The organism is Paenibacillus sp. TAF43_2, from assembly GCF_052113545.1.
In the GTDB taxonomy this organism is placed as follows: Bacteria; Bacillota; Bacilli; order Paenibacillales; family Paenibacillaceae; genus Pristimantibacillus.
In genome coordinates this window covers 1-19,966 of the sequence record NZ_JBFRDK010000055.1, presented here as the reverse complement: position 1 = coordinate 19,966, position 19,966 = coordinate 1, and the positions used below count along the sequence as shown (strand labels likewise).

At 44.6% G+C, this 19,966-nt stretch carries 24 protein-coding genes and 2 riboswitches; of the genes, 17 read left to right on the top strand and 7 right to left on the bottom strand.

Going from position 1 to position 19,966, the window contains the following annotated elements; genetic code table 11:
* The 3 genes from AB4Z17_RS14370 to AB4Z17_RS14360 all read left to right on the top strand — a co-directional run bounded on the left by AB4Z17_RS14370 (position 1) and on the right by AB4Z17_RS14360 (position 3,052).
* Positions 1–1,530 (top strand): LutB/LldF family L-lactate oxidation iron-sulfur protein, encoded by a 1,530-nt coding sequence (locus AB4Z17_RS14370; RefSeq protein ID WP_441960419.1) that lies wholly within the window; start codon positions 1–3, stop codon positions 1,528–1,530.
* The gene (locus tag AB4Z17_RS14365) at positions 1,523–2,248 is read left to right on the top strand and encodes a LutC/YkgG family protein (RefSeq protein WP_441960417.1); all 726 of its coding nucleotides are present in this window, start codon (positions 1,523–1,525) and stop codon (positions 2,246–2,248) included. Before AB4Z17_RS14370 ends, AB4Z17_RS14365 begins: the two co-directional genes overlap by 8 nt.
* A gap of 78 nt (positions 2,249–2,326) precedes the next feature.
* Positions 2,327–3,052, top strand: coding sequence for a FadR/GntR family transcriptional regulator (locus AB4Z17_RS14360; protein ID WP_441960437.1), 726 nt, complete (start codon positions 2,327–2,329; stop codon positions 3,050–3,052).
* Positions 3,053–3,186: 134 nt separating this feature from the next.
* On the opposite strand, the gene AB4Z17_RS14355 is transcribed toward AB4Z17_RS14360, so the two are convergent.
* A complete protein-coding gene (locus tag AB4Z17_RS14355; RefSeq protein ID WP_076266758.1) occupies positions 3,187–4,089 on the bottom strand; it encodes a hypothetical protein in 903 nt (300 codons plus the stop codon).
* Between the two features lie 288 nt (positions 4,090–4,377).
* Between AB4Z17_RS14355 and AB4Z17_RS14350 the strand changes: the two genes are divergently transcribed.
* Positions 4,378–5,487, top strand: coding sequence for a rhamnogalacturonan acetylesterase (locus AB4Z17_RS14350; RefSeq protein WP_441960415.1), 1,110 nt, complete (start codon positions 4,378–4,380; stop codon positions 5,485–5,487).
* A 100-nt stretch (positions 5,488–5,587) separates the two neighbouring features.
* Here the strand turns inward: AB4Z17_RS14350 and AB4Z17_RS14345 are convergent, their stop codons facing one another.
* Positions 5,588–6,253, bottom strand: coding sequence for an HAD family hydrolase (locus AB4Z17_RS14345; protein ID WP_441960413.1), 666 nt, complete (start codon positions 6,251–6,253; stop codon positions 5,588–5,590).
* A 53-nt stretch (positions 6,254–6,306) separates the two neighbouring features.
* Entirely contained in the window at positions 6,307–6,888 is a 582-nt protein-coding gene (locus AB4Z17_RS14340) for a DJ-1/PfpI family protein (RefSeq protein WP_441960411.1), read from the bottom strand.
* A gap of 154 nt (positions 6,889–7,042) precedes the next feature.
* Here AB4Z17_RS14340 and AB4Z17_RS14335 point away from each other — a divergent pair, with 154 nt between their 5' ends.
* The 6 genes from AB4Z17_RS14335 to AB4Z17_RS14310 all read left to right on the top strand — a co-directional run bounded on the left by AB4Z17_RS14335 (position 7,043) and on the right by AB4Z17_RS14310 (position 10,772).
* A complete protein-coding gene (locus AB4Z17_RS14335; protein WP_441960409.1) occupies positions 7,043–7,564 on the top strand; it encodes a hypothetical protein in 522 nt (173 codons plus the stop codon).
* 149 nt (positions 7,565–7,713) lie between these two features.
* A riboswitch (PreQ1 riboswitch) is annotated at positions 7,714–7,757 on the top strand.
* A gap of 147 nt (positions 7,758–7,904) precedes the next feature.
* Positions 7,905–8,555, top strand: a complete 651-nt coding sequence (queC, locus tag AB4Z17_RS14330) for a 7-cyano-7-deazaguanine synthase QueC (protein ID WP_441960407.1) — start codon at positions 7,905–7,907, stop codon at positions 8,553–8,555.
* A gap of 9 nt (positions 8,556–8,564) precedes the next feature.
* Positions 8,565–9,002: a 6-carboxytetrahydropterin synthase QueD gene (queD, locus tag AB4Z17_RS14325; protein ID WP_441913107.1), complete on the top strand. Its 438-nt coding sequence runs from the start codon at positions 8,565–8,567 to the stop codon at positions 9,000–9,002.
* On the top strand, positions 9,002–9,736 hold the full coding sequence (queE, locus tag AB4Z17_RS14320) for a 7-carboxy-7-deazaguanine synthase QueE (RefSeq protein WP_441913105.1): 735 nt from the start codon (positions 9,002–9,004) through the stop codon (positions 9,734–9,736). The genes queD and queE overlap by 1 nt, the downstream gene beginning before the upstream one ends.
* 31 nt (positions 9,737–9,767) lie before the next feature.
* Positions 9,768–10,265 carry a preQ(1) synthase gene (gene queF / locus AB4Z17_RS14315; RefSeq protein ID WP_339203627.1) on the top strand — a complete coding sequence of 166 codons (498 nt, stop codon included), beginning with the start codon at positions 9,768–9,770 and terminating at the stop codon, positions 10,263–10,265.
* A 324-nt stretch (positions 10,266–10,589) separates the two neighbouring features.
* The gene (locus AB4Z17_RS14310) at positions 10,590–10,772 is read left to right on the top strand and encodes a hypothetical protein (protein ID WP_076266766.1); all 183 of its coding nucleotides are present in this window, start codon (positions 10,590–10,592) and stop codon (positions 10,770–10,772) included.
* A gap of 102 nt (positions 10,773–10,874) precedes the next feature.
* On the opposite strand, the gene thiD is transcribed toward AB4Z17_RS14310, so the two are convergent.
* From thiD to AB4Z17_RS14290, 4 genes are read right to left on the bottom strand one after another with little or no spacing between them, the layout of a single operon-like run.
* Entirely contained in the window at positions 10,875–11,684 is an 810-nt protein-coding gene (gene thiD, locus AB4Z17_RS14305) for a bifunctional hydroxymethylpyrimidine kinase/phosphomethylpyrimidine kinase (RefSeq protein WP_441960406.1), read from the bottom strand.
* A 32-nt stretch (positions 11,685–11,716) separates the two neighbouring features.
* Positions 11,717–12,742, bottom strand: a complete 1,026-nt coding sequence (locus AB4Z17_RS14300) for an ABC transporter substrate-binding protein (protein ID WP_441960404.1) — start codon at positions 12,740–12,742, stop codon at positions 11,717–11,719.
* Positions 12,739–13,515: an ABC transporter permease gene (locus AB4Z17_RS14295; protein ID WP_441960403.1), complete on the bottom strand. Its 777-nt coding sequence runs from the start codon at positions 13,513–13,515 to the stop codon at positions 12,739–12,741. Before AB4Z17_RS14295 ends, AB4Z17_RS14300 begins: the two co-directional genes overlap by 4 nt.
* A complete protein-coding gene (locus tag AB4Z17_RS14290) occupies positions 13,496–14,272 on the bottom strand; it encodes an ABC transporter ATP-binding protein (RefSeq protein WP_441960401.1) in 777 nt (258 codons plus the stop codon). Before AB4Z17_RS14290 ends, AB4Z17_RS14295 begins: the two co-directional genes overlap by 20 nt.
* A gap of 87 nt (positions 14,273–14,359) precedes the next feature.
* A riboswitch (TPP riboswitch) is annotated at positions 14,360–14,462 on the bottom strand.
* Positions 14,463–14,549: 87 nt separating this feature from the next.
* Between AB4Z17_RS14290 and AB4Z17_RS14285 the strand changes: the two genes are divergently transcribed.
* The 7 genes from AB4Z17_RS14285 to AB4Z17_RS14255 all read left to right on the top strand — a co-directional run bounded on the left by AB4Z17_RS14285 (position 14,550) and on the right by AB4Z17_RS14255 (position 19,851).
* Entirely contained in the window at positions 14,550–15,107 is a 558-nt protein-coding gene (locus AB4Z17_RS14285) for a DUF1273 domain-containing protein (protein ID WP_076266769.1), read from the top strand.
* A 205-nt stretch (positions 15,108–15,312) separates the two neighbouring features.
* Positions 15,313–15,918 (top strand): metalloregulator ArsR/SmtB family transcription factor, encoded by a 606-nt coding sequence (locus AB4Z17_RS14280; RefSeq protein ID WP_441913093.1) that lies wholly within the window; start codon positions 15,313–15,315, stop codon positions 15,916–15,918.
* A 348-nt stretch (positions 15,919–16,266) separates the two neighbouring features.
* On the top strand, positions 16,267–16,674 hold the full coding sequence (locus AB4Z17_RS14275; RefSeq protein WP_441913091.1) for a DUF6855 family protein: 408 nt from the start codon (positions 16,267–16,269) through the stop codon (positions 16,672–16,674).
* Positions 16,675–16,851: 177 nt separating this feature from the next.
* Positions 16,852–17,877 carry a S66 family peptidase gene (locus tag AB4Z17_RS14270; RefSeq protein WP_441960399.1) on the top strand — a complete coding sequence of 342 codons (1,026 nt, stop codon included), beginning with the start codon at positions 16,852–16,854 and terminating at the stop codon, positions 17,875–17,877.
* Between the two features lie 118 nt (positions 17,878–17,995).
* Positions 17,996–18,424 carry a pentapeptide repeat-containing protein gene (locus tag AB4Z17_RS14265; protein ID WP_441913087.1) on the top strand — a complete coding sequence of 143 codons (429 nt, stop codon included), beginning with the start codon at positions 17,996–17,998 and terminating at the stop codon, positions 18,422–18,424.
* 417 nt (positions 18,425–18,841) lie between these two features.
* Positions 18,842–19,141, top strand: coding sequence for a hypothetical protein (locus AB4Z17_RS14260; RefSeq protein WP_441960397.1), 300 nt, complete (start codon positions 18,842–18,844; stop codon positions 19,139–19,141).
* A 233-nt stretch (positions 19,142–19,374) separates the two neighbouring features.
* Positions 19,375–19,851: an NUDIX domain-containing protein gene (locus AB4Z17_RS14255; RefSeq protein WP_441960395.1), complete on the top strand. Its 477-nt coding sequence runs from the start codon at positions 19,375–19,377 to the stop codon at positions 19,849–19,851.
* The last annotated feature ends 115 nt before the right edge of the window (positions 19,852–19,966 follow it).

Here is a 19,966-nt window from a genome sequence, read left to right as displayed (position 1 = left end):
ATGGCTGTCGTGAAAAAGGAAGCTACAGTAAAAGCAAGAGCGGATCTTGCTCTCAACGACGAATTTCTGCGCAAAGCGGTGCGATTCACAACAGAACGGCTGCGCAATGGGAAGAAAAAAGCGACTGACGAGCACGGGAATTGGGAAGAATGGCGGGAGCGGGGCAGACAAATTCGTCTCCATACGATCGCGCATTTGGATTATTATTTGAACTTGTTTGTGAACAATGCCCGCGCAAACGGTGTTCATATCCATTTTGCGAGTACGGCTGAGGAAGCGGTCAAGCTGACGCTAGACATTGCAGAGCATGCGAATGCGAAGTCGGTCGTTAAATCCAAGTCAATGGTTTCAGAGGAGCTGCATCTTAATCATGCGCTTGAATCCATTGGCGTTGAAGCGGTAGAAACCGACTTAGGCGAATATATTATTCAGCTTGCAGGTGAAATGCCATCCCACATCGTCATCCCAGCCATTCACAAAAACCGTTATCAAATCGCCGAATTGCTGTCCAAGGAGGCGGGCTATACGCTGCCGCCGGATACGACGGCGCTTGCAGGTTTCGTTCGCAAAAAGCTGCGCGAGAAGTTTTTGGAGGCTGAGATCGGCATGACCGGCTGCAACTTTGCGATTGCGGAGACAGGATCGATGGTGCTTTTTGAAAATGAAGGCAATGCTCGGATGGTGAGTACCGTCCCTAAAACGCAAATTACGTTGATGGGTATGGAGCGAATCATTCCATCGTGGTCTGATCTTGAGGTGATGGCTACATTGCTGCCGCGCTCGGCAACAGGACAAAAGCTGACGATGTATATGAATGGCATTACAGGCCCGCGCCGCTCGGAGGATGCAGACGGCCCGGACGAAATGCACATCATAATAATTGATAATGGCCGTTCTTTGCAGCTTGGCGATCCTGAGTTCCAAGAGCTGCTCAATTGTATTCGCTGCGGTGCATGTCTGAATGCTTGTCCGGTTTATCGCCACATTGGCGGTCATGCTTATGGCAGCACGTATAGCGGTCCAATTGGAGCCGTGCTTACGCCGTCCTTGAACAAAAACATCGCCGAATGGGATGATGTCGCCAATGCTTCCAGCTTATGCGGCGCTTGCTATGAGGCATGTCCGGTAAAAATCCCCCTTCATGATATGCTTGTTTATTTACGCAGACGCAAGGTGGAAAGTGGAAATGGCAGCAAAATGGAGTCCATCGGTATGCAAGGCTTCGCCACCGTTATGGGCAATTCCTCGCGACTTGGCGGGGTACTGCGACTCGGTAAGCTCGGTCAGAAGCTCGTCGTACGAAGCGGTGTCATTAAGACGAAGCTTGGGCCGCTAAAGGGCTGGAACACCTATCGTGTAACACCTAGCCTGCCAAAGGAATCGTTCCGTGATCGCTGGGATACGCTTGACCAGGAGCTGAAGCAGGGTTTAAAACAGATGGAGCCGTCCATGCAAAATCGGATGGAGGAGCTTGTACGTGATCGTGAGCATGAGGAGAAGCAAGGTAAAGGAGGACATGGTCATGGCTGAGACACATCAACAATGGCTGGAAAAGCTTGAAGCAGATTCGCGGGCGAAACAGGAGCTTTTTATGAATGATATTGCGGCTAAGCTGAGACATCCGCGAATGACACATAAGCCGCAGCATCCATTTCGCGGAGCCCCCGATTTCTGGAACTCATTCGAATGGCCGGAAGAAGAGCGAATTAAACAGTTTACAGACAATTTTCTTTCAGTAGGCGGTCATGTAGCCCGTCTTCCATCGATGGATGATGTGAAATCCTTTATCGTTTCCAAAGCGGAGGAAATGAGTGCTAAATATATTATTCGTCAAAATCAGCCAGAGCTGGATGAGCTCGAGCTTGAAGGCGCTTTGAAGGATTCGYAGATATCGGTGTGGAATACGGATGTTGAGCAGCATTGGCGCGCTCGTGCAGCTGAAGCAGATTTTGGCATCGTGATCGCGGATCATGCCGTTGCCTATACGGGTTCGGTTACTGTATTATCAGCTCCAAATAAAGGGCGGTCCGTCAGTTTGCTGCCAACCGTACTTATTATTATTATCCCGATAGAACGTTTAAAAACGAGGCTTGGCGAAGTGCTCGTGACGTTTGATGAAGCGGGACGCGAGCAGCTGCCAGCAGGTATTCATTTTATTACTGGCCCAAGCCGCTCATCCGATATTGAGAATGATTTGACTATCGGTGTTCACGGACCAGGGATCGTGTATGCGCTGTTAGTCGGGTAGCTGTAAAGTAAGGTAGGAGAAGCGGCTTGGCGTTGTTAGAAGGCAGTGCATGCCGTTTAAGGTTGGAGGTGAGAGGTTATTCCGCCATTAGAAGTAGAGAAGCTGTCAAAACGCAATCATTACGAGGAAATTACCGAGCAAGTGAAGCGTCTTATTATAGATGGCAAATTAAAAGTGGGAGATAAGCTTCCCTCTACGAAACAAATGTCCGAGCAATTTGGGGTAGGGCGCTCGACTACCCGCGAAGCGCTGAGCGCACTTAAAGCGATGGGCTTGATTGAAATTCGGCAAGGAGGCGGCTGTCGCGTCATTCGCAGCGTACCGATTGATATGGAGCTGCCGGAGCTAGCGTCTCTCCGTATGAACCGCAAGACGGTGCTGGAATTACTGGAAGCTCGCGAATCGCTTGAGGTTTCCAATGCTGCAATCGCAGCTGTGAAGCATACGGATGAGGATATTAAACAGCTGAGCCAAATTATCGATGAGATGGAGCGTGCCGCTGGTGATGAGTCCGAAGGTGAGAGACTGGATTTACGATTTCATCTCACGCTTGCCAATGCGACCCATAACACGATCATGGTACGTTTGTTCGAATCGATTATGAATCATATCGAAACAGCTATCCATGATATTAGGCGGGTGGAGCTTTATTCGAGTGCGGCTGTTGCGGAACGACTTTATAGTGAGCATTCTACAATAGTTGAAGCGATTGCTAAAAAGGACCCTGAGCTTGCAGCTGAGCAAATGAAGCAGCATTTGAAGCATGTTGAGAGCATCGTGCTGAAGCATTTGGGAGAGGGCTAGTTGAAGGAGAATCCTTGAATAGCATGAGATAAAATGTATTTCAATAGTACTGTCGGCCAGTCAACATTTAAAAAGCCCGATTTCCGCACATACCATCATTATGGCTGTCGGAAGCGGGCTTTTTTGTTATTTAGCTATTTTATTGTAGCCAGGTATTTATTAATGAATGCTTTGGCTTTGTCTGGATTTTTGCTGTCGACTCTGATGCCGATAATCATGTTTTCTTTATACAGCGGAAGCTGGTTGACCAGTGCACTCTTGCTGAGGTCAATTCCGTAGACATGCTCTTGGGTATCCTCGTCGGTCTTAAGCTTCTTCGAAAGGCTGTCAGTCATGTGCGGCTTGAACACTCCGTTAACATCGTCGTCTAGCTTCATAAGCATTCCCTGAACGCCGATCCAATCGAAAATGCTCTCATCCATAATATATACATCCGGATGCTCAGTAGCTAGTACGAGCACTGCTTTCTGCATATAGGCAAATTGTGATTGCTGGTCTTTAGGGACAAACGTAAGCGTAGAAACAAATCTTTTCCATTCGGGAAACGCTGTCAAAAGAGCGGTTTCAATCGGCTCTTTCTTAGGCGCATCATCCTTCAGCATGTAATTGCCCATAAATGAAACGTTCAAATCGACGGGCGGCAAATTAGCGAGCCGCTCTTGTTCTTCACGATAGTTCATGAAGCTGATTACACCATAAATAATAAGTGCTACCGCAGCGATGGCTCCGAGCGTGTGAAACTTGTAATAGCGCCAGAAATGATCCATTTTCTGAGCTTGTCCAGCCATCTTCTTGTATTTACCGTACTCTTGCTCGTTGAAGGCATCGGTTAGCTTGCGATCCTCGTACTCTAGAATCAGTCGATATGCTTTCGTAATCGTTGCAAAAGATTCATCCGCATCCCCCGCGTTATCTTTCTGCAGCTGTGCTCTGGAGCGTGATTGACGCATAAGTGTCGTATAACGCTTCTCCACTTCCTCTTTGGCCGCAAGTTCTGGCAGCCCCATCGTTTCATAGGCTTGTTTTAACTCGTCCACTTGTGTCACCTCAATTAGTAAATAGCTCCTATATGATTCCTATCTATTAGTATACGGAATTCCGCGGGTAACGCAAATTTTGACGAATTTATTCGTATGGAATTTTTCTCGTATGCATAACTAGTAGAGGGCCATCGAGTGAAAAAGATATAGCGCTGCTCTCTCTCACGCGGTAACCAAACGCAGGAGGACTGAATTTTGAACAAAAAAGCCTTCTATTTTACTTCCTATCTTATCGTAATTTGATATTCTAGAATGACATAAACAAACCGTTAGGATGGTGCCTTCATGACTGTTTCGCTTAAGTTTGATTTTGGGATCGGCAGCGCTCCCGCTTCACCTTATATACAAGTACTGCCGAATACGATCTATAACAAAGACGCAGGCTACGGTTTTGAGTCAACCCTGCGTATAAGCTCGCGGAATAGAGAAGAGGCGGATCGTCTTCGCGGAGCTTTCTGTATTCCACTTGAAGCAGCGTTTGTTGTTGATCTGCCAAATGGCTGCTACACGATAACAGCTACGATAGGCGATGCCATTGCTCCAACCTCTACTACGTTAAAATATGGCGTTGGGCGCATAGTGCTGCACAAGGCCGTTACATCAGCAGGGCAATATGCGGTGCACAGCTTCACCGTCAAAGTAACCGATGGACGGCTGCGGCTTGCCTTCTCAGGAGTAGCGCCGCGAATTAATGCACTTCAGATTGACGAGGCGAAGCAAGCGACGACGATTTATTTGGCGGGAGACTCTACCGTAACCGATCAAGATACGTTCCCATATGCCGGATGGGGGCAGATGCTTCCGCTTTATTTCAAGACGGATGTAGCGATTGATAATCATGCCATGTCGGGAAGAAGCTCACGAAGCTTTATTAACGAAGGGCGATTGGCAGCTATCATGGAGCAAATAAAGCCGGGCGACTATTTATGGATTCAATTCGGACATAATGACGAGAAGCCGGATGAAGAGCGGGCAACTGAACCGTTTGGCAGCTTTAAGGAAATGCTGGCCGTTTATGTAGAGGAATCAAGGGCACGCGGTGCAAAACCTGTATTAATTACACCGATGCATCGCCGCAAATTCGACGAGCAAGGCAGGATTATCGATACTCATGGTGATTATTTGCTCGGAATGAAGCAGCTTGCGGCAGAGCTGGATGTTCCGCTGATCGATTTGGCTGCAAAGAGCAAAGATTTGTATGAGCGTTTGGGAGACGAGCCCTCTAAGGCGTTGTTCATGTGGGCTTATCCTGGGGAATTTATTCATTTTCCTGATGGCGCTCAAGACGACACACATTTTCAAGAGCTGGGCGGCATTCAAATTGCTGGATTAGTAGCAGAAGGCGTGCGTGAGCTCGCTTTATCGCCGCTGCTTTTATATTTAAAGGGGCTTTAGAAGCGACAGCGGTGGAGTAGTTAAATAGCTGAATTGACACAATAAGAGGCTGCTCCACATGTAGATATATCTACTTGAGGAGCAGCCTCTGTGACTTCTTTTATGCTGAAAAACGATGGATGATTACTGGTATTTCACGTAAATCATGACATATCGCATCTGGATAGCTAATCGAGTGGTCATTGCTCTTTAAAATCGTTCGCATCCCTAATTCGTTCGCCGGAATAATGTCAGCCTTGAGATTATCGCCAACAAAAACGGACTGCGCAGACGCAGAGCTTAAATGAGAGAGCGACAATTGAAAAATAGCATGATCAGGCTTTCTCAAATTGACCGCACCTGAAATGACAATATCATCAAAGAGCTCCATAATACCGAGAGCAGTAACTTTATTCCTCTGATAAAATTCCCTGCCATTCGTAATCATGCCTAATTTATATCCTCGCTGCTTTAAGGAGCGAAGCATTTCATTCATGCCGGGAAACCCGACGCTGTATTGATGAAAGTGATGGTTTAAATCATCGAGCAGCGGTGTAATTAGAGCATCTTCAATCTTGAAAAATCCGATTAACTCGTTATATACATCTTCTTTGGGTATGAGCCTGTTATTTAATTCAGTAAACCTCGCTATAAATTCATCTCTGTCTGCAATGAAGGCATGGAGTGCAAAACGTTCATACTGATACTTTGCAAAGTTGATCAACGATTGGTGTTTATCAAGCAAGGTCTGGTCTAGGTCAAAGATAATCGTATCAATGGTGCTCAATGGATCACCTCCGTCTGTTCTTGCGAAACAACATCGTATTTATTAGGTGGGGTTTAATAGAGCACTATGTCTTCCATTTCATAAGGGTAATCCATTTGTTTTTTAATACTTTTCACCTCATGCTCTTCTAAGAAAAACCCGATGATGTAAAGACCCAAATCAATCGAGGTGGCGACTCCTCCGGCTGTAATGACATTGCCGTCCCGTACAATACGCGAGCGAATAACCTCTTTGCAGTAGGGCTCTAATAAATCATAGGCGAACGGATGGGTGGTCGCGTTTTTATTGGTCAGATAACCAGCAGCTCCAAGCAGCAGCGATCCTGTACAAACCGATACGATATACTTTGCCTGCTGAGCCTCCTTTATCCAAGCGGTGAACGATTCATCAAACCTTAACGCTCTTGTTCCAAGCCCTCCGGGAATGAAAATGAGGTCATATTGTGTTAGATCCGGCTTGACTTGATTGACTTTAATCGTCATGCCAAGCTCATCCGTAACCTCTTCCTGCAGCGCACAGATATCCCAAGAGAACTCTTTTGTGGATTCGTAGTACTTCAAGCGAGTGATGACATCATAGAAGCCGACAAAATCCAAAAAAGTAACGCCATCAAATAAAATAAAAGCTATTTTCATCGATGCAGCACCTCTTTTCTTTATTGCAATAATATTACAAATATGGACTTCGGTATAGATTAAAGTGTCAAAAAAGCGGATCGAAGGCTCGATTCTGTTACTCTTATCGACTACAATAGCAAAGACGATATTGTAGTATAAGTGAGGGAAATCAATGTTTGATCCAACTGTTTATGAAAATTTGAAAGTAGTCTTTGAGAATCAGCTCTATGATTTGGATACGCTCGACCGGAAAATTGATATTATCAACCGGGTAGATCGTCTGGAGCTGGCGGTTATGTCGCGAGAATTTATGCTGGAGTTTAAGCTTGCTGAAAGTGCAGGGGTGTCTGCGGAAGTTCAGCTGACTGCTTCGCTTAAGGATTTGGCGGCGGAAATATTGGAGCTGACGGGCGAGACCCCTGCATGCTCGCTTCGAATTCGTTTCTTCATGGAAGTGACGGATGTCACAACGCAGTGCAGCCAAATTAAGCAAATCATGCAGCGTATTTGGGAGCCGGATGTAGAACCGACACAAACGATAAGCTACCTTTTTGGCACGGAGCTGCCTACCTATTCGAATGTGATCGAGCTTGGCTTTAGTCGCAAAATAGGCGAAGAGCAAATGGAGGATATTCCGGAGCTGATTGATCATGTCCTTAAGACTTTGATGAAGCTGAAAGAGATTGCTGAATAGATGTTTTTTTATATTCCAGTCCTCTAAGTTCCTAATATTTACAGTGAAATACTGTCTGTTTCTTTAAGCAAGAAGCTGTGCTATAGTACTTGTGAATGAACAACTGAAGAAGAAACTCCGAAGCTGTTGTCTACGGACAATGATAGCTCTCGGGAGAGGTTCGCGAACTCCCTCTATAAAAAACTATGCGAAACGATTGTCCCATTAGGTGACATCGTCGTTTTCGCGTTCGGCGCGAAGCGGGTTTTTTAACGCTTCGCGCCGTTTCTTTGGTTTTTTATGTACATACGAAGGAATTCAAGCGATCTCGGTCTTCTCACATCAGAGAGGGAGATGCAGCATGAAATCAGAAAAAGCGATCGTTGTGTTTAGCGGCGGTCAGGACAGTACGACCTGTTTATTTTGGGCAATGGAACGATTCAAGGAGGTAGAGGCCGTTACGTTCAACTATGGGCAGCGGCATAAGCTTGAGCTGGATTGCGCGGCGGCTATCGCCAAGGAACTTCAGATTAAGCATCATATTCTTGATATGTCCCTTCTTAATCAATTGGCACCTAATGCACTCACAAGAGACGATATCGCGATTGAGCAAAAAGAAGGAGAGCTGCCTACAACTTTTGTTGATGGCCGCAATCTGTTATTTCTTACGTTCGCAGCAGTGCTAGCAAAGCAACTGGGTGCGAAACATATCGTAACAGGCGTATGCGAAACGGACTTTAGCGGATATCCGGATTGCCGAGATATATTCGTAAAGTCGTTAAATGTGACGCTGAACTTATCGATGGACTATTCGTTTGTGATCGATACGCCGCTTATGTGGCTGAACAAAGCCGAGACATGGAAGCTTGCGGATGAGCTGGGCGCCTTCAATTTTGTCCGTGAACGCACATTGACCTGCTATAACGGGATTATTGCGGATGGCTGCGGAGATTGTCCGGCTTGTCAGCTTCGGAGGAAAGGGTTGGACGAATATTTGGTCCAGCGCATTTAGGGTGAAGCGATGATACAGCAGATTTATCCGGCCGCACAGCATAGCTATAGTTATGAGCTTAATAAGGATTTTCACTTTGCAGCAGCTCACTTCGTACCGAGTGAAGAAGCTGGAAAATGCCAGCAGCTTCATGGCCATACTTATTATGCGAATGTAACAGTTGCAGGCGATGAGCTTGACGAGGCAGGTTTTCTTGTCAACTTCGCTATAATTAAAAGCTTGATTCATGATCGTTTTGACCATTCTTTGCTAAATGACGACAACGAACACTTTAGCAATGTGTTGCCCGATCGTTTTCCTACGACTGAAGTGGTAGCACGAACGATTAGCGACATCGTTCAGCGCCATTTGGATGGTACTGTAAATCGTCCGCAATGCGTTCAAGTCTTTTTGCGTGAAACGCCGACGAGCTATTGTATTTATCGTCCGAAGCGGGAGGCGGTCTAATGATGCCATCCAATAAACGAATTCCTGTAATGGAAATATTCGGCCCTACGGTCCAAGGAGAAGGTATGGTTATTGGCCGGAAAACGATGTTCGTTCGTACTGCTGGCTGTGATTACAGCTGCTCTTGGTGCGATTCGGCATTTACTTGGGACGGCAGCGGCAAAGAAGATATTCGCATGCTGACAGCATTTGAAATAATAGAGCAATTAAAAGAAATAGGTGGAAATACGTTTGAGCATGTGACGATTTCCGGCGGCAATCCCGCACTGCTCCCACAGCTGGGTGAATTTGTTGATGAGCTCCATAAACGAAACATCAGCGTTGCACTGGAGACACAAGGGAGTCGTTGGCAGGACTGGTTTTGGTCGATTGATGAGCTTACGTTGTCGCCTAAGCCGCCGAGCTCTGGCATGAAGACAGACTGGTCGAAGCTTGATGAAATCGTGTCCAAACTGAATCGGAAATCAACTAGCTTTTGCTTAAAAACAGTCGTTTTCGACGAGGACGATCTAGAGTATGCGACATACGTTCACCTCAGGTATCCAATGGTCCCTTATTATTTGCAGGCAGGCAATGGAAACTTGCAGGAAACGGAGCCGCAGCTCTTGCTTCCTTATTTATTGGAGCGTTATGAATGGCTAATCGAGAAGGTTATGCCGAATCAGGATTTAAAGCGGGTGCACGTTCTGCCGCAGCTTCATACCTGGGTATGGGGCAATAAGAAAGGCGTTTAATTCAAAACAGCTAAGAGAGGCGGAAACGAGCATGGAAGGAAGAAGCAAAGAGGAGCTGAGCGGTGTGACGCTGCTAGGCAATCAAGGAACACAATATTTGTTTAACTATGCACCGGAAATTTTGGAGGCCTTTGATAATAAGCATCCGAATCGCGATTATTTCGTAAAATTTAATTGTCCGGAATTTACGAGTCTTTGTCCGATGACGGGACAGCCGGATTTTGCAACCATTTATATATCATACATTCCGGGTGACAAAATGGTAGAGAGCAAGTCGCTTAAGCTGTATTTGTTCAGCTTCCGCAATCACGGTGATTTCCACGAGGATTGCATGAACATTATCATGAATGATTTAATTGCGCTGATGAGTCCAAGATATATAGAAGTTTGGGGCAAATTCACACCGCGTGGCGGCATATCCATCGACCCGTATTGCAATTATGGCCAGCCTGGCACAAAATATGAGCAAATGGCTGAGCATCGCCTCATGAATCATGATTTGTACCCAGAGAAAGTGGATAATCGTTAATTTAGCATTGCAGTTCAAATGAGTAAAAGAGATACATTTATGATAGATTTTTCTGAATTGCCCGACTAAGGTCTAGGTGAATTTCATGCCTGAAGTCCATTTCAATTATTCTATTAAAGTCTATACTTAGTTTAGAGTTACTAGGGCGTGTCTGAGAACTCAGAGGACAGCAAATTTTGCCGGATTTTCGTTCCATGCAAGGCGCGTTTGTGAAGGCGTACCGGGGTACGTCAAGCAAACGGAACGAAGCAGGGGGTGAAAAGGCGGTGAAAGGTGCCACTGAACGGGTTTTCAGACACGTCCTGGAGAATAGGTGGACAAACGATGATTAAAAATGCGATATGTATGTCTGTACTGCTTTGCACCATAGCATCGGCGTTAACGAACTTTGGAGTATCTCCCGTTCGAGCGCTAGCAGCTCCAAGCGCGTCACAAGCTGAATATATTAGTATAGATAATATGATTGAGCCCTTCTTGTTGCAGCCGAAGCAGGATGAAAAGGCATGAAGGCTGTTTTAACACAAGCCTAAGCTTGCATGAAAGCATGACTAATTAGTAAACGCCGCTACCTATATGGAAGCGGCGTTTGCTGTTTCTAATAGAATGCAATCAGCTCAAGCGCTGTCTGTCCCTATAAGCAAAATGATTGGTTGGGCCATGTCCGCTCCCAATTCCCAGCTTGTCCTCAATAGCAGCTTGAATGAAGGCTTTGGCAGTTCTTATAGCTTCAAGTACAGGTTTGCCTTGAGCAATTTCTGCAGCAATCGCAGCGGAGAAAGTGCATCCAGTGCCGTGAGTATGCTTAGTGTCGATACGTTTGCTTTCCAAATATACAAATTGTTCTCCATCGTAGATGAGATCAACGAGCGGTTCGCTGCTTGAACCGTGGCCGCCCTTAATGACAACATAGCGGGAGCCTATCTGATGCAATATTCGGGCGGCTTCCTCTCGATCGCTTAACGTCCGGATCGGGATTCTTGCGATAAGCTCAGCTTCTGGAATGTTAGGAGTCGTTATAAGCGCGAGCGGCAGCAAATACGTAATCAGTGTCTGAATAGCTTCTTGCTGAAGCAGAGATGAGCCGCCTTTCGCTACCATGACAGGATCAATGATGAGATTATGCCAGTTATATTGCTTTACTTTCATTGCAACGATCTTTATAATCTCTGCGCTGAACAGCATGCCTGTCTTAACTGCGGATGGGTCCAGATCCTCGCCGATCGAATCGAGCTGGCAGCTAATAGCCTCAGCATCCAGCGGGTAGATGCCCTGAACGCCAAGCGTATTCTGCGCAGTCACTGCGGTAATAACCGACATGCCGTAGGTGCCGAGCTCTTGAAATGTTTTTAGATCAGCTTGAATACCTGCGCCGCCGCCGGAGTCCGAGCCTGCAATCGTAAGTGCTTGATATCTTCTCATCCGTGCATCTCCTTCGAAAGAGTAGAATTAATTTACAAGTTTGAAAAAGCATCCTCAGCCTTTATATCCTCTGGCAGCAAGTCGTTATCGACGAGCCAATCCCTTACATTAGACCAAGAAGCAGGCTCCTGATATCCAAATGATTGCTTCCCTGCATCCATGAGAGGCAGAAGAATGTCCAAGCTTTTTGTCTCAATTTCTTTATCGAGAGGGGAGGTCTGGTTCTCATGCTCAAATAAAATCGACAACGATTTTTGTTTATTTTCAGCTACAAATTGTTGACCCTCCGTAATGGCTGCGATGAAGCTTCTGAACAACGCCTGCTTCTCAGCTAGTCTTTGATCACTTGCTACAAGCACAAGCTCGTAATAATCCGGCACGCCAAAATCTGTTGGGTTTATCGCCGTCATGGGATGCCCTTCCTTGGCAAGCAGCAATTGCTCATGATTAATAAATCCACCGATGATCGCATCTACTTTGTTGGTTGCTATAGCTGGAATAAAGGAAAAACCAACGTCAATCATTTCCACATTTTGCGGGTCACCGCCGTCATGCTTAATCATGGTGCGCATCATTGCTTCATACAGAGGGATGGAGGAGAAGCCGACCTTTTTACCAACAAGGTCCTTGGGTGATTTGGCGCTTCCGCCTTCTGGTACCATTAGATGATTAAGCGGATGCCTGACGATTGCTGCAATGGATTTAACAGGAATATCCTCGCCGCGAGCCATCAATACCTGTGGCTGGTAGCTGAGCGCCAAATCAACCTTGCCAGCAGCCACTAGCTTCAACGCATCATTTGTATCCGCGGGCATTTGGATGCTAACCTCTAAACCATGCTTCGCAAAATAACCGTTTGTTTGAGCCGCATAGAGGAAGGAATGCACCGCATTTGGATACCAGTCGAGCATAATGCTAATAGTCTGGGGATTTTGTTTTGCCGAAGTGTCCTCGGGTTTGTTTTCAGTTGGGACAGCGTTGCTGCTGCACCCGTTAAGCACGAGCAGCAGAGAAGCAAGCATTGGAATTATCCATTTGATAGATGCTTTGATGATCATGTATTGAACCTCTTTCTCTTTAGTATTGATTTCTCCAAAAGGATAATGGCAGCAAATAATAAGATGCCAATGAGGGATAGCAGAAAAACGGATGCAAACATGGAATCGGCGTTCAAATTGCTGGACATTCGGCGGCTATAGTAGCCTAGGCCTTCACTGCCTCCAAGCCATTCACCGATGGTGGCGCCGACAACACAATAGACGATAGACAGCTTAAGTCCTGAGAAGAAGGACGGTAGGGCGATGGGTACTTGTATTTTTCGGAAAATACCCCAGTGCGTTGCTCCCATTGTGAGCAGCAGCTCTTCATATTCGCCACCGCTTTTCTTAAGCCCGTCATAGGTGCTCACAATGATAGGGAAAAAAGCAGTCAAAAAAACAACAGCGACCTTGCTCCAAATCGTATAGCCAAACCACATAATGAAAATTGGCGACAGAGCGATAAGCGGGATGGTCTGACTGATGACGACAAACGGGTACAGCGCCTTCTCCAGTATTCGAAAAGTGTGCATGCCTGCTGCGAGCGTAGTCCCAATAACAATCGACAATAGAAAACCGAGGGACACTTCTTTAAGCGTAGCCAGCAGATGTTTGCCAAGCAGCAGATGGCCATCTTCGATTAATGCCTGAGCTATTGAGCTAGGTGACGGCAGTATGTAGGGTGGAACCAATCCGAGCTGTGCGACCGCTTGCCAAACGAGCAGTAAGCTAATGAGCAGCAGTATGAATAGTCCGTAATGGCTCAGCCACTGGTTAATTAGAGGTTTGCGCATGCAGTCTTCGCTCCAAATCTTGCCGCAGCTTGATGAAGTCGGGTTCATAATTTTGCTCATAGTGTCTTGGTCTCGGCAAAGGGACGACTATTTCCTGTATCCCTTGCGCCTCGCTAGCAGCACCTGGCAATAAATAAATGCGGTCGCTCAGCAATATCGCTTCCTCAAGATCATGTGTGATAAAGAGGACAGTTTTTCCAAGGTCGCTCCACAGCTCTAGCAGCCACTTATGCATGCCGCGTTTGGTCATGGCGTCAAGCGCGCCAAACGGTTCGTCCAGCAGCAGCAGCTCTTGTCCGGTTACTAGCGTGCGCAGAAAAGCAGCCCGCTGTCGCATGCCGCCTGACAACTCGTCAGGGTAAGCTTGTTCATAGCCTGCTAGTCCGAAGCGTGTTAGCAGCTCCATGATTTGGATCGTGTTATAATGGGGATTGCTGCGTGTCAGCTCAAGTGGAAGCAGACAATTGCCGAGTATTGTTCTCCATGGCAGAAGAAGATCCTTTTGCGGCATATAAGCAATCTTGCCGAGACGATTGGGGGCAGGCTTGCCATGCAGCCTAATTTCACCTAGGCTAGGCTGAAGCAAACCGGCCATGAGCTTAAAGAGAGTGCTTTTGCCTGAGCCGCTAGCACCGATGATAGAGACAAACTCACCTGAGTAGGCTTGAAGCGAAAGATTAGACAGTATAGATGTTTCAGCAAGCTTGTCGTAGGTGTAGCTTACTTGGTGAAGTGAGATTATAGCTGTAATACGCATCCCTCCGTAAACAAATAAAGACCCACCCATTTCCGAGGGGAAATGAGCGGGTCTAACGATCACACAAGGCTTGCGCGCATGAATGAATGCTTTGCTGCTCCACTTCCCTCCGCTGGAATGATCCAGATCAGGTTCCAAGGGTCCGGAGCAGTTGCTCCATCTCAGCCGTTAGGCTCCCCTAGTGAAATAAATAGGTTTATATGCAATTTGTATTTTTTCTACTATAGCATACACTGGATAGATGTAAACCATAATTATCCGAAAAGGCGTTGGACAAATGAAAAATTTACTCGTAACGGGCTACCGAGCGCATGAGCTTAATATTTTTAGCCAGAAGCATGAGGGCATTGTTTATATAAAAAAAGCGCTGACAGGCAAGCTGGTTCCACTTATAGAAGATGGGCTTGAGTGGGTGATTACCCCGGGTCAATATGGCGTGGATTTGTGGGCGTGCGAGGTCGTTATTGCGCTGAAGGAAATTTATCCTCATTTGAGACTTTCAATTATTTCGGCATACAGCAATCCGGAAGAAAAATGGAAGGATGATAAAAAGGAGTTTTATCAGCAGGTTTTAAAAGGGGTCGATTATTACGCTTCGGTCAGCAACCAGCCGTATAATGGCATTTGGCAGTTTACGGCTAGGGACGAGCTGCTGTTTCGGAAAACGGACGGCATTCTGCTCGTTTATGATGAGGATGCAGGCGAGGGCAGCCCCAAGTTTTTTAAAGAAAAAGCGTTAAAGAAACAGCAGGCTGAGGGCTATGGTTATTTCAGCATAAGCTCAGAGGACATTCAGAGCATTGCGGATGACGACAATCTGTATTCGGAAAATTAACGAGGCATAGTAGTTGAGTTATAGGCGTTTATTTCATGCTGACAGGCAGAGACCTGTCAGCTTTTTTTATGCGCCAAGCTGACTGTTTATGCTAGTGAGATACATTGGGATTGACAAATAATAGGTGGCGTATTATTATCTGATTAGATAAATATCTAATTAGACATAAGTTAAAATTGCTTGGTGGAGGAAGAGGTGGCGAACAGTGCAATTAGATAAGGTCGTAGCCTATCATAAGGCATTATCCGATCCGACGAGAATTAAATTGTTGATTATGCTGGCTGAAGGTGAGCTTAATGGACAGGTGCTCGCAGAGAAATTAGGCGTGACGCCTGCTACGATTACGCATCATGCAACCAAATTAAGAGAGGCCAGCTTAATTAATGAACGCAGAGAGAAAAATACGATTTATTTTTCGTTGAACCATTATTTTATTAAGAGCAACGCTAATGCGGCGGCGGAGCTCATTTACCGGAATGCAGGTGCAGAGAAGGGAGTGGACAACATGGAGGATAGCAATAAGAAACTGAAGGATTCAGTCATTCGCAACTTTTTTACAGCAGAAGGTAAGCTGAAGCATATGCCGGCTCAGCATAAGAAAAAATTGATCGTGCTTCAGCATATGGTTTCTCATTTGACGAGAGGGAAACAGTATACAGAGAAGGAGATTAACGAATTTATCAAAGGTTATCATGATGACTTCGCGACCATTCGCAGAGAGTTCATTATGCATCAATTGATGTTTAGAGAAAATGATATTTACGAATTGAATCCGCAAGAAATATGGGCGAAGTGGGAGATTCTTTCGTAAGCGGAAGTTGTTTTTGACAATAGCGGACATCAGATGCCTTATTTGCTTTATTTCTCTTCTATTGGCATAGGTTGCGGACATAAAGGCCGTTATTTGGCAATAATCGTTATAAATGACTGCGATTTCTGCTAAATAACGGACTCTATGTCCGTTAGAAGCTAATATGGCCTTTAAATTTGAAAATAAGGGCTTCTATGTCCGTTAGAAGTAAAACTGAACTCATCGAGCGGCTGCTGTGCTACTGCGTCATAAAGGAAAAGTAATTTTTTATCGAATGTAGTATCTTCTGAAGGATATCTGAAAGATAAAGTACATAATAAGAGTGGATTACAAAAGGAGCGAACACATATGACGATGGTAGAAGGTACTAAAGAAAACCCATGGAAATTAAAAACACCCCCTCAGACATCTGAATATGAAATGTATAAGGATGAAAAGGACGGTAAAGAAATTTTAGTATGCACAGTTGGGAAGACGGTGTTGCATTATGATTTCCGCTGCATTGATGACTTAAGCGCGATGCTCAAACAACATGGTGACTGGATTGAGCTTGGCAGCGCCGATGAGCAGAAGCCTGCTAAAGAGGGTACTGTTGAAGCATGGGGACGCTCGTCTGAAAACCCGATTGGCGGGTGGTATGGATTGAAAAAAGGGTTGCGCGGCAGATTCGGAATGTATCTTCCACCATTAATGGAGAAGCTGGGACTTGCAGAAGTAGAGCATAATCCAAGGAATAATCGGATGAAGTCCATTTAATCGCAGTGGTGTGAAAACTTGAAATGGGACGAGAACCATACAATCCTATTGTGAATGATTATTGAGATCGAGTGATTGRCTGCCGCAATGGCAGCTTTTTTTTATTGTAAGAGTGATTGAGAACTTACAAATATTTGTATATATTTATTTTAAAAGTATGATTAGGAGGGTTATTCCTTGACATCCTCACAATTGAAACCCGGTAAACTAAAACCCGGAGATACCATTGGAATTGTTTCACCATCCTCGCCTGTTGCTTTTTATTGCCCTAACAGATTGAATCGCGGAATAGCTGCTTTAGAAAATATGGGATTTAAAGTAATTACAGGACAGCATAGCAGGAAGAGAACAGGTCACACGGCTGGCAGCCTAAATAATCGTTTGGATGATTTTCATCATATGATTCGAGACCCGGATGTAAAAGCAATTATCGCTACAATAGGGGGATACAATTCACATCAGCTACTTGAAGAATTAGATTATTCGCTGATTAGCAGCCATCCGAAAATTATAATGGGGTATAGTGATATAACTGCACTTTTAGCAGGCATACATGCAAAAACAAATCTTATTACATTTATGGGACCCGCTATTATGCCGCAATTTGGAGAATTTGGCGGACTTATTGATTTTACATACCATTCCTTTGTGAGAACCTTAATGAAGGATACACCAATTGGAATGATTGACTCCAGCGATCATTGGACCGAGGAACATTTAAGCTGGGACATTGACGATTCACGCCCAAGAGCGATCGTCCCTAATACAGGCATGAAGATTTTAAAGCCAGGGCATGCGAGAGGACCTATACTAGCTGCGAATATGGGAACAATTCTCCTGCTGGCAGGTACGCCCTATTTACCAAGCTTCGAGGGTAAAATTTTATGTCTAGAAGACGACGAGAGTGAGYAGCCAAGTACAATTGATAGATATGTTACACAATTTCGCCAGATGGGTATCTTTGATCAAATTTCCGGTCTGATTATTGGAAGATTCCATTCGAATGTAGGATTTAATGAAGAAGATTCATTGCAAGAGCTGCTGCAAAATGCAACGAGAGGATACGATTTTCCGATTATATATGATGCGGATTTTGGTCATACGGACCCTATGATTGTACTTCCAAATGGTGTTGAGGCTAGTTTGCAAGCTAATGAAGAACGAGGGATACTTTTTTCGATTGAAGAATCCGCCGTGCAATAATAAAATCTACTTTATATCATTTATTTCAATACATGAAATTGTGAATATTATTTTGGACAGAAATCAGCTGTTGTTTTAAACTAGAATAGAATTCATACGTTAATTTGGAGGGAAAAATATGAAATTAGAAAATCAAAAAGAGATCCTGACAATCGTTAATTCAGATGTTACAGCTTCCAGCTTCAAAAATGTTTGTGCGGAGCAGGTCACGCTTAACTGCTGCAACCTTAGCGGTATGAATATGAATGATGTGAATTTAACGGGATTACATATCTCTGATGCTAATTTGAGTGAGTTTGTTATTGACGGTGCACAGTGGGGCGGAGCCCATTTCCGCAACATTGGATTCGGTAATCCAAATCAGCCTGATGTTGAATTCAACAGAACACCTGTGCAATTAACCAATTGTAATTTACATCAAAGCGTATTTACGGATTGCAATTTAAAAAACGCTAAATTGGACAACTGCGATATTTCTGGTTTAACTATAAACGGAATTGATATCGAAGGTTTAATTAAACAGTTTGAAGCTATGGAGAAAAAATAGGAATAAAGCAGCTTTATCCAGCGAGGCACAATTACTTAAAGCCGTAAAAAGTTCGCCAACAAGGCAGCCTTTTGCGGTTTTTTTAGAATAAATGGGATGAGTTTTGCGAGTAGGAGTTGTTCGCGATTTAGACGTGTCAGTAACGGACATGGAGGACGCTATTTTTGCGGTTAACGTACAATCGGTTTGCTAACGGACATAGGATACGTTATGGATGTGAAAAGAAGTAAAATTATGACTTTTGAAGCTGAATAAGGTCCTCTATGTCCGTTAGTTTGCAAAAAAGGGYGAAAATGTAGCAAATAGAGTACCTGATGACCGTTAGCAAAGCAACATTGATCTAGATTGTCACGTCTCTATAATATCTGATCGAAAAATAGGAGGAGAGCAGCTATTCGAAACCATATTTTAACTGCTTTGCCGATTCATTTGTTGGCATGGGCAATGATTCTTACGGCAATGTTATTTGATCCATTTCAATGGTTTTTAAACCCGATCGTTAATAATACTCCAGCTTTTTTAACCGTTTCAAGATGGTTGGCTCAATCATTGCTCATAACGGGACTAATTGGCTTCTCCATATATAAGTTAAGAACGAGTCCCCAGCTGACAAGAAAAGATTTGAATGTAGTTTCTGTACATGTTTTGTTTTCTATTGTTCATATTGCAGTCGTTAGTGCGGGTATTTTTATAGCGGTCGGCTTTGAAGATTTATAGTAAATTTTTATCATACATAAGCAAATGGATGCTGCGAATTAAATGTATTTCTATATGAAGGCTGCCTTGGGGCAGTCTTTTTGTATTGTTAGGTCGGCCTGGTTGAGCAGAAAATGATGACTAAATAAAGCCGTTATTGCGAGTACTACGTAAATGTAGAGCTACACGAGTCCATAAATCTCTTATAAAGTGGAGTAATCGAAGGTAAGTTAATGATGGAAGGAGAGATAACGTTGAGTATAACGTCCAATAAAGATGGTTTTGAGCTATTGGCATGCCTGCCTATGAATGAGGATGAGCTCAGAGAGGATGTACCTTTGGCGGGATCATACGCGGTAATCAACTGTGGCGAGCGATTTCTTATTTGTTTTAACAAGTGGAGACAACAATGGGAAGTACCCGCAGGGGGAAGAGAGGAAGGGGAAACACCGAGGGAATGTGCAAGCAGGGAGTTATTCGAAGAAACATCACAAATCGTTAATGACCTCGAGTTCATCGGGTTGATAAAAGTGAAGAAGCCTAATGGAGATATCAAATATAATCCCATTTATTATGCTAGTGTAGATAAGCTCGTCCCATTCCAAGCAAATGAAGAAACTGAGCAGATCGTACTTTGGGATTTAATTGAAGAAATTGGTCAAATGGATGAAGTCGATAAAGCGGTTCTTGAGTGGTGCAAGGTTATCTCTGCTAAAGGTAAAAACGAATGAAATAGTGTATGACAAAATAACGATGATATCCGGGAAAAGAAAAACTTAATAAATAAAATATATWTATTGACACTTTCATTTTTTAGCTGGTATACTATGGAACATTACTCATACC

Bases quoted from the DNA above. Each gene is read 5' to 3' on its own strand.
- AB4Z17_RS14370 (WP_441960419.1), top strand. From the start codon at position 1: ATGGCTGTCGTGAAAAAGGAAGCTACAGTAAAAGCAAGAGCGGATCTT.
- AB4Z17_RS14350 (WP_441960415.1), top strand. From the start codon at position 4,378: ATGACTGTTTCGCTTAAGTTTGATTTTGGGATCGGCAGCGCTCCCGCT.
- AB4Z17_RS14340 (WP_441960411.1), bottom strand. From the start codon at position 6,888: ATGAAAATAGCTTTTATTTTATTTGATGGCGTTACTTTTTTGGATTTT.
- AB4Z17_RS14335 (WP_441960409.1), top strand. From the start codon at position 7,043: ATGTTTGATCCAACTGTTTATGAAAATTTGAAAGTAGTCTTTGAGAAT.
- queC (WP_441960407.1), top strand. From the start codon at position 7,905: ATGAAATCAGAAAAAGCGATCGTTGTGTTTAGCGGCGGTCAGGACAGT.
- queD (WP_441913107.1), top strand. From the start codon at position 8,565: ATGATACAGCAGATTTATCCGGCCGCACAGCATAGCTATAGTTATGAG.
- queE (WP_441913105.1), top strand. From the start codon at position 9,002: ATGATGCCATCCAATAAACGAATTCCTGTAATGGAAATATTCGGCCCT.
- queF (WP_339203627.1), top strand. From the start codon at position 9,768: ATGGAAGGAAGAAGCAAAGAGGAGCTGAGCGGTGTGACGCTGCTAGGC.
- AB4Z17_RS14310 (WP_076266766.1), top strand. From the start codon at position 10,590: ATGATTAAAAATGCGATATGTATGTCTGTACTGCTTTGCACCATAGCA.
- thiD (WP_441960406.1), bottom strand. From the start codon at position 11,684: ATGAGAAGATATCAAGCACTTACGATTGCAGGCTCGGACTCCGGCGGC.
- AB4Z17_RS14300 (WP_441960404.1), bottom strand. From the start codon at position 12,742: ATGATCATCAAAGCATCTATCAAATGGATAATTCCAATGCTTGCTTCT.
- AB4Z17_RS14295 (WP_441960403.1), bottom strand. From the start codon at position 13,515: ATGCGCAAACCTCTAATTAACCAGTGGCTGAGCCATTACGGACTATTC.
- AB4Z17_RS14290 (WP_441960401.1), bottom strand. From the start codon at position 14,272: ATGCGTATTACAGCTATAATCTCACTTCACCAAGTAAGCTACACCTAC.
- AB4Z17_RS14285 (WP_076266769.1), top strand. From the start codon at position 14,550: ATGAAAAATTTACTCGTAACGGGCTACCGAGCGCATGAGCTTAATATT.
- AB4Z17_RS14275 (WP_441913091.1), top strand. From the start codon at position 16,267: ATGACGATGGTAGAAGGTACTAAAGAAAACCCATGGAAATTAAAAACA.
- AB4Z17_RS14265 (WP_441913087.1), top strand. From the start codon at position 17,996: ATGAAATTAGAAAATCAAAAAGAGATCCTGACAATCGTTAATTCAGAT.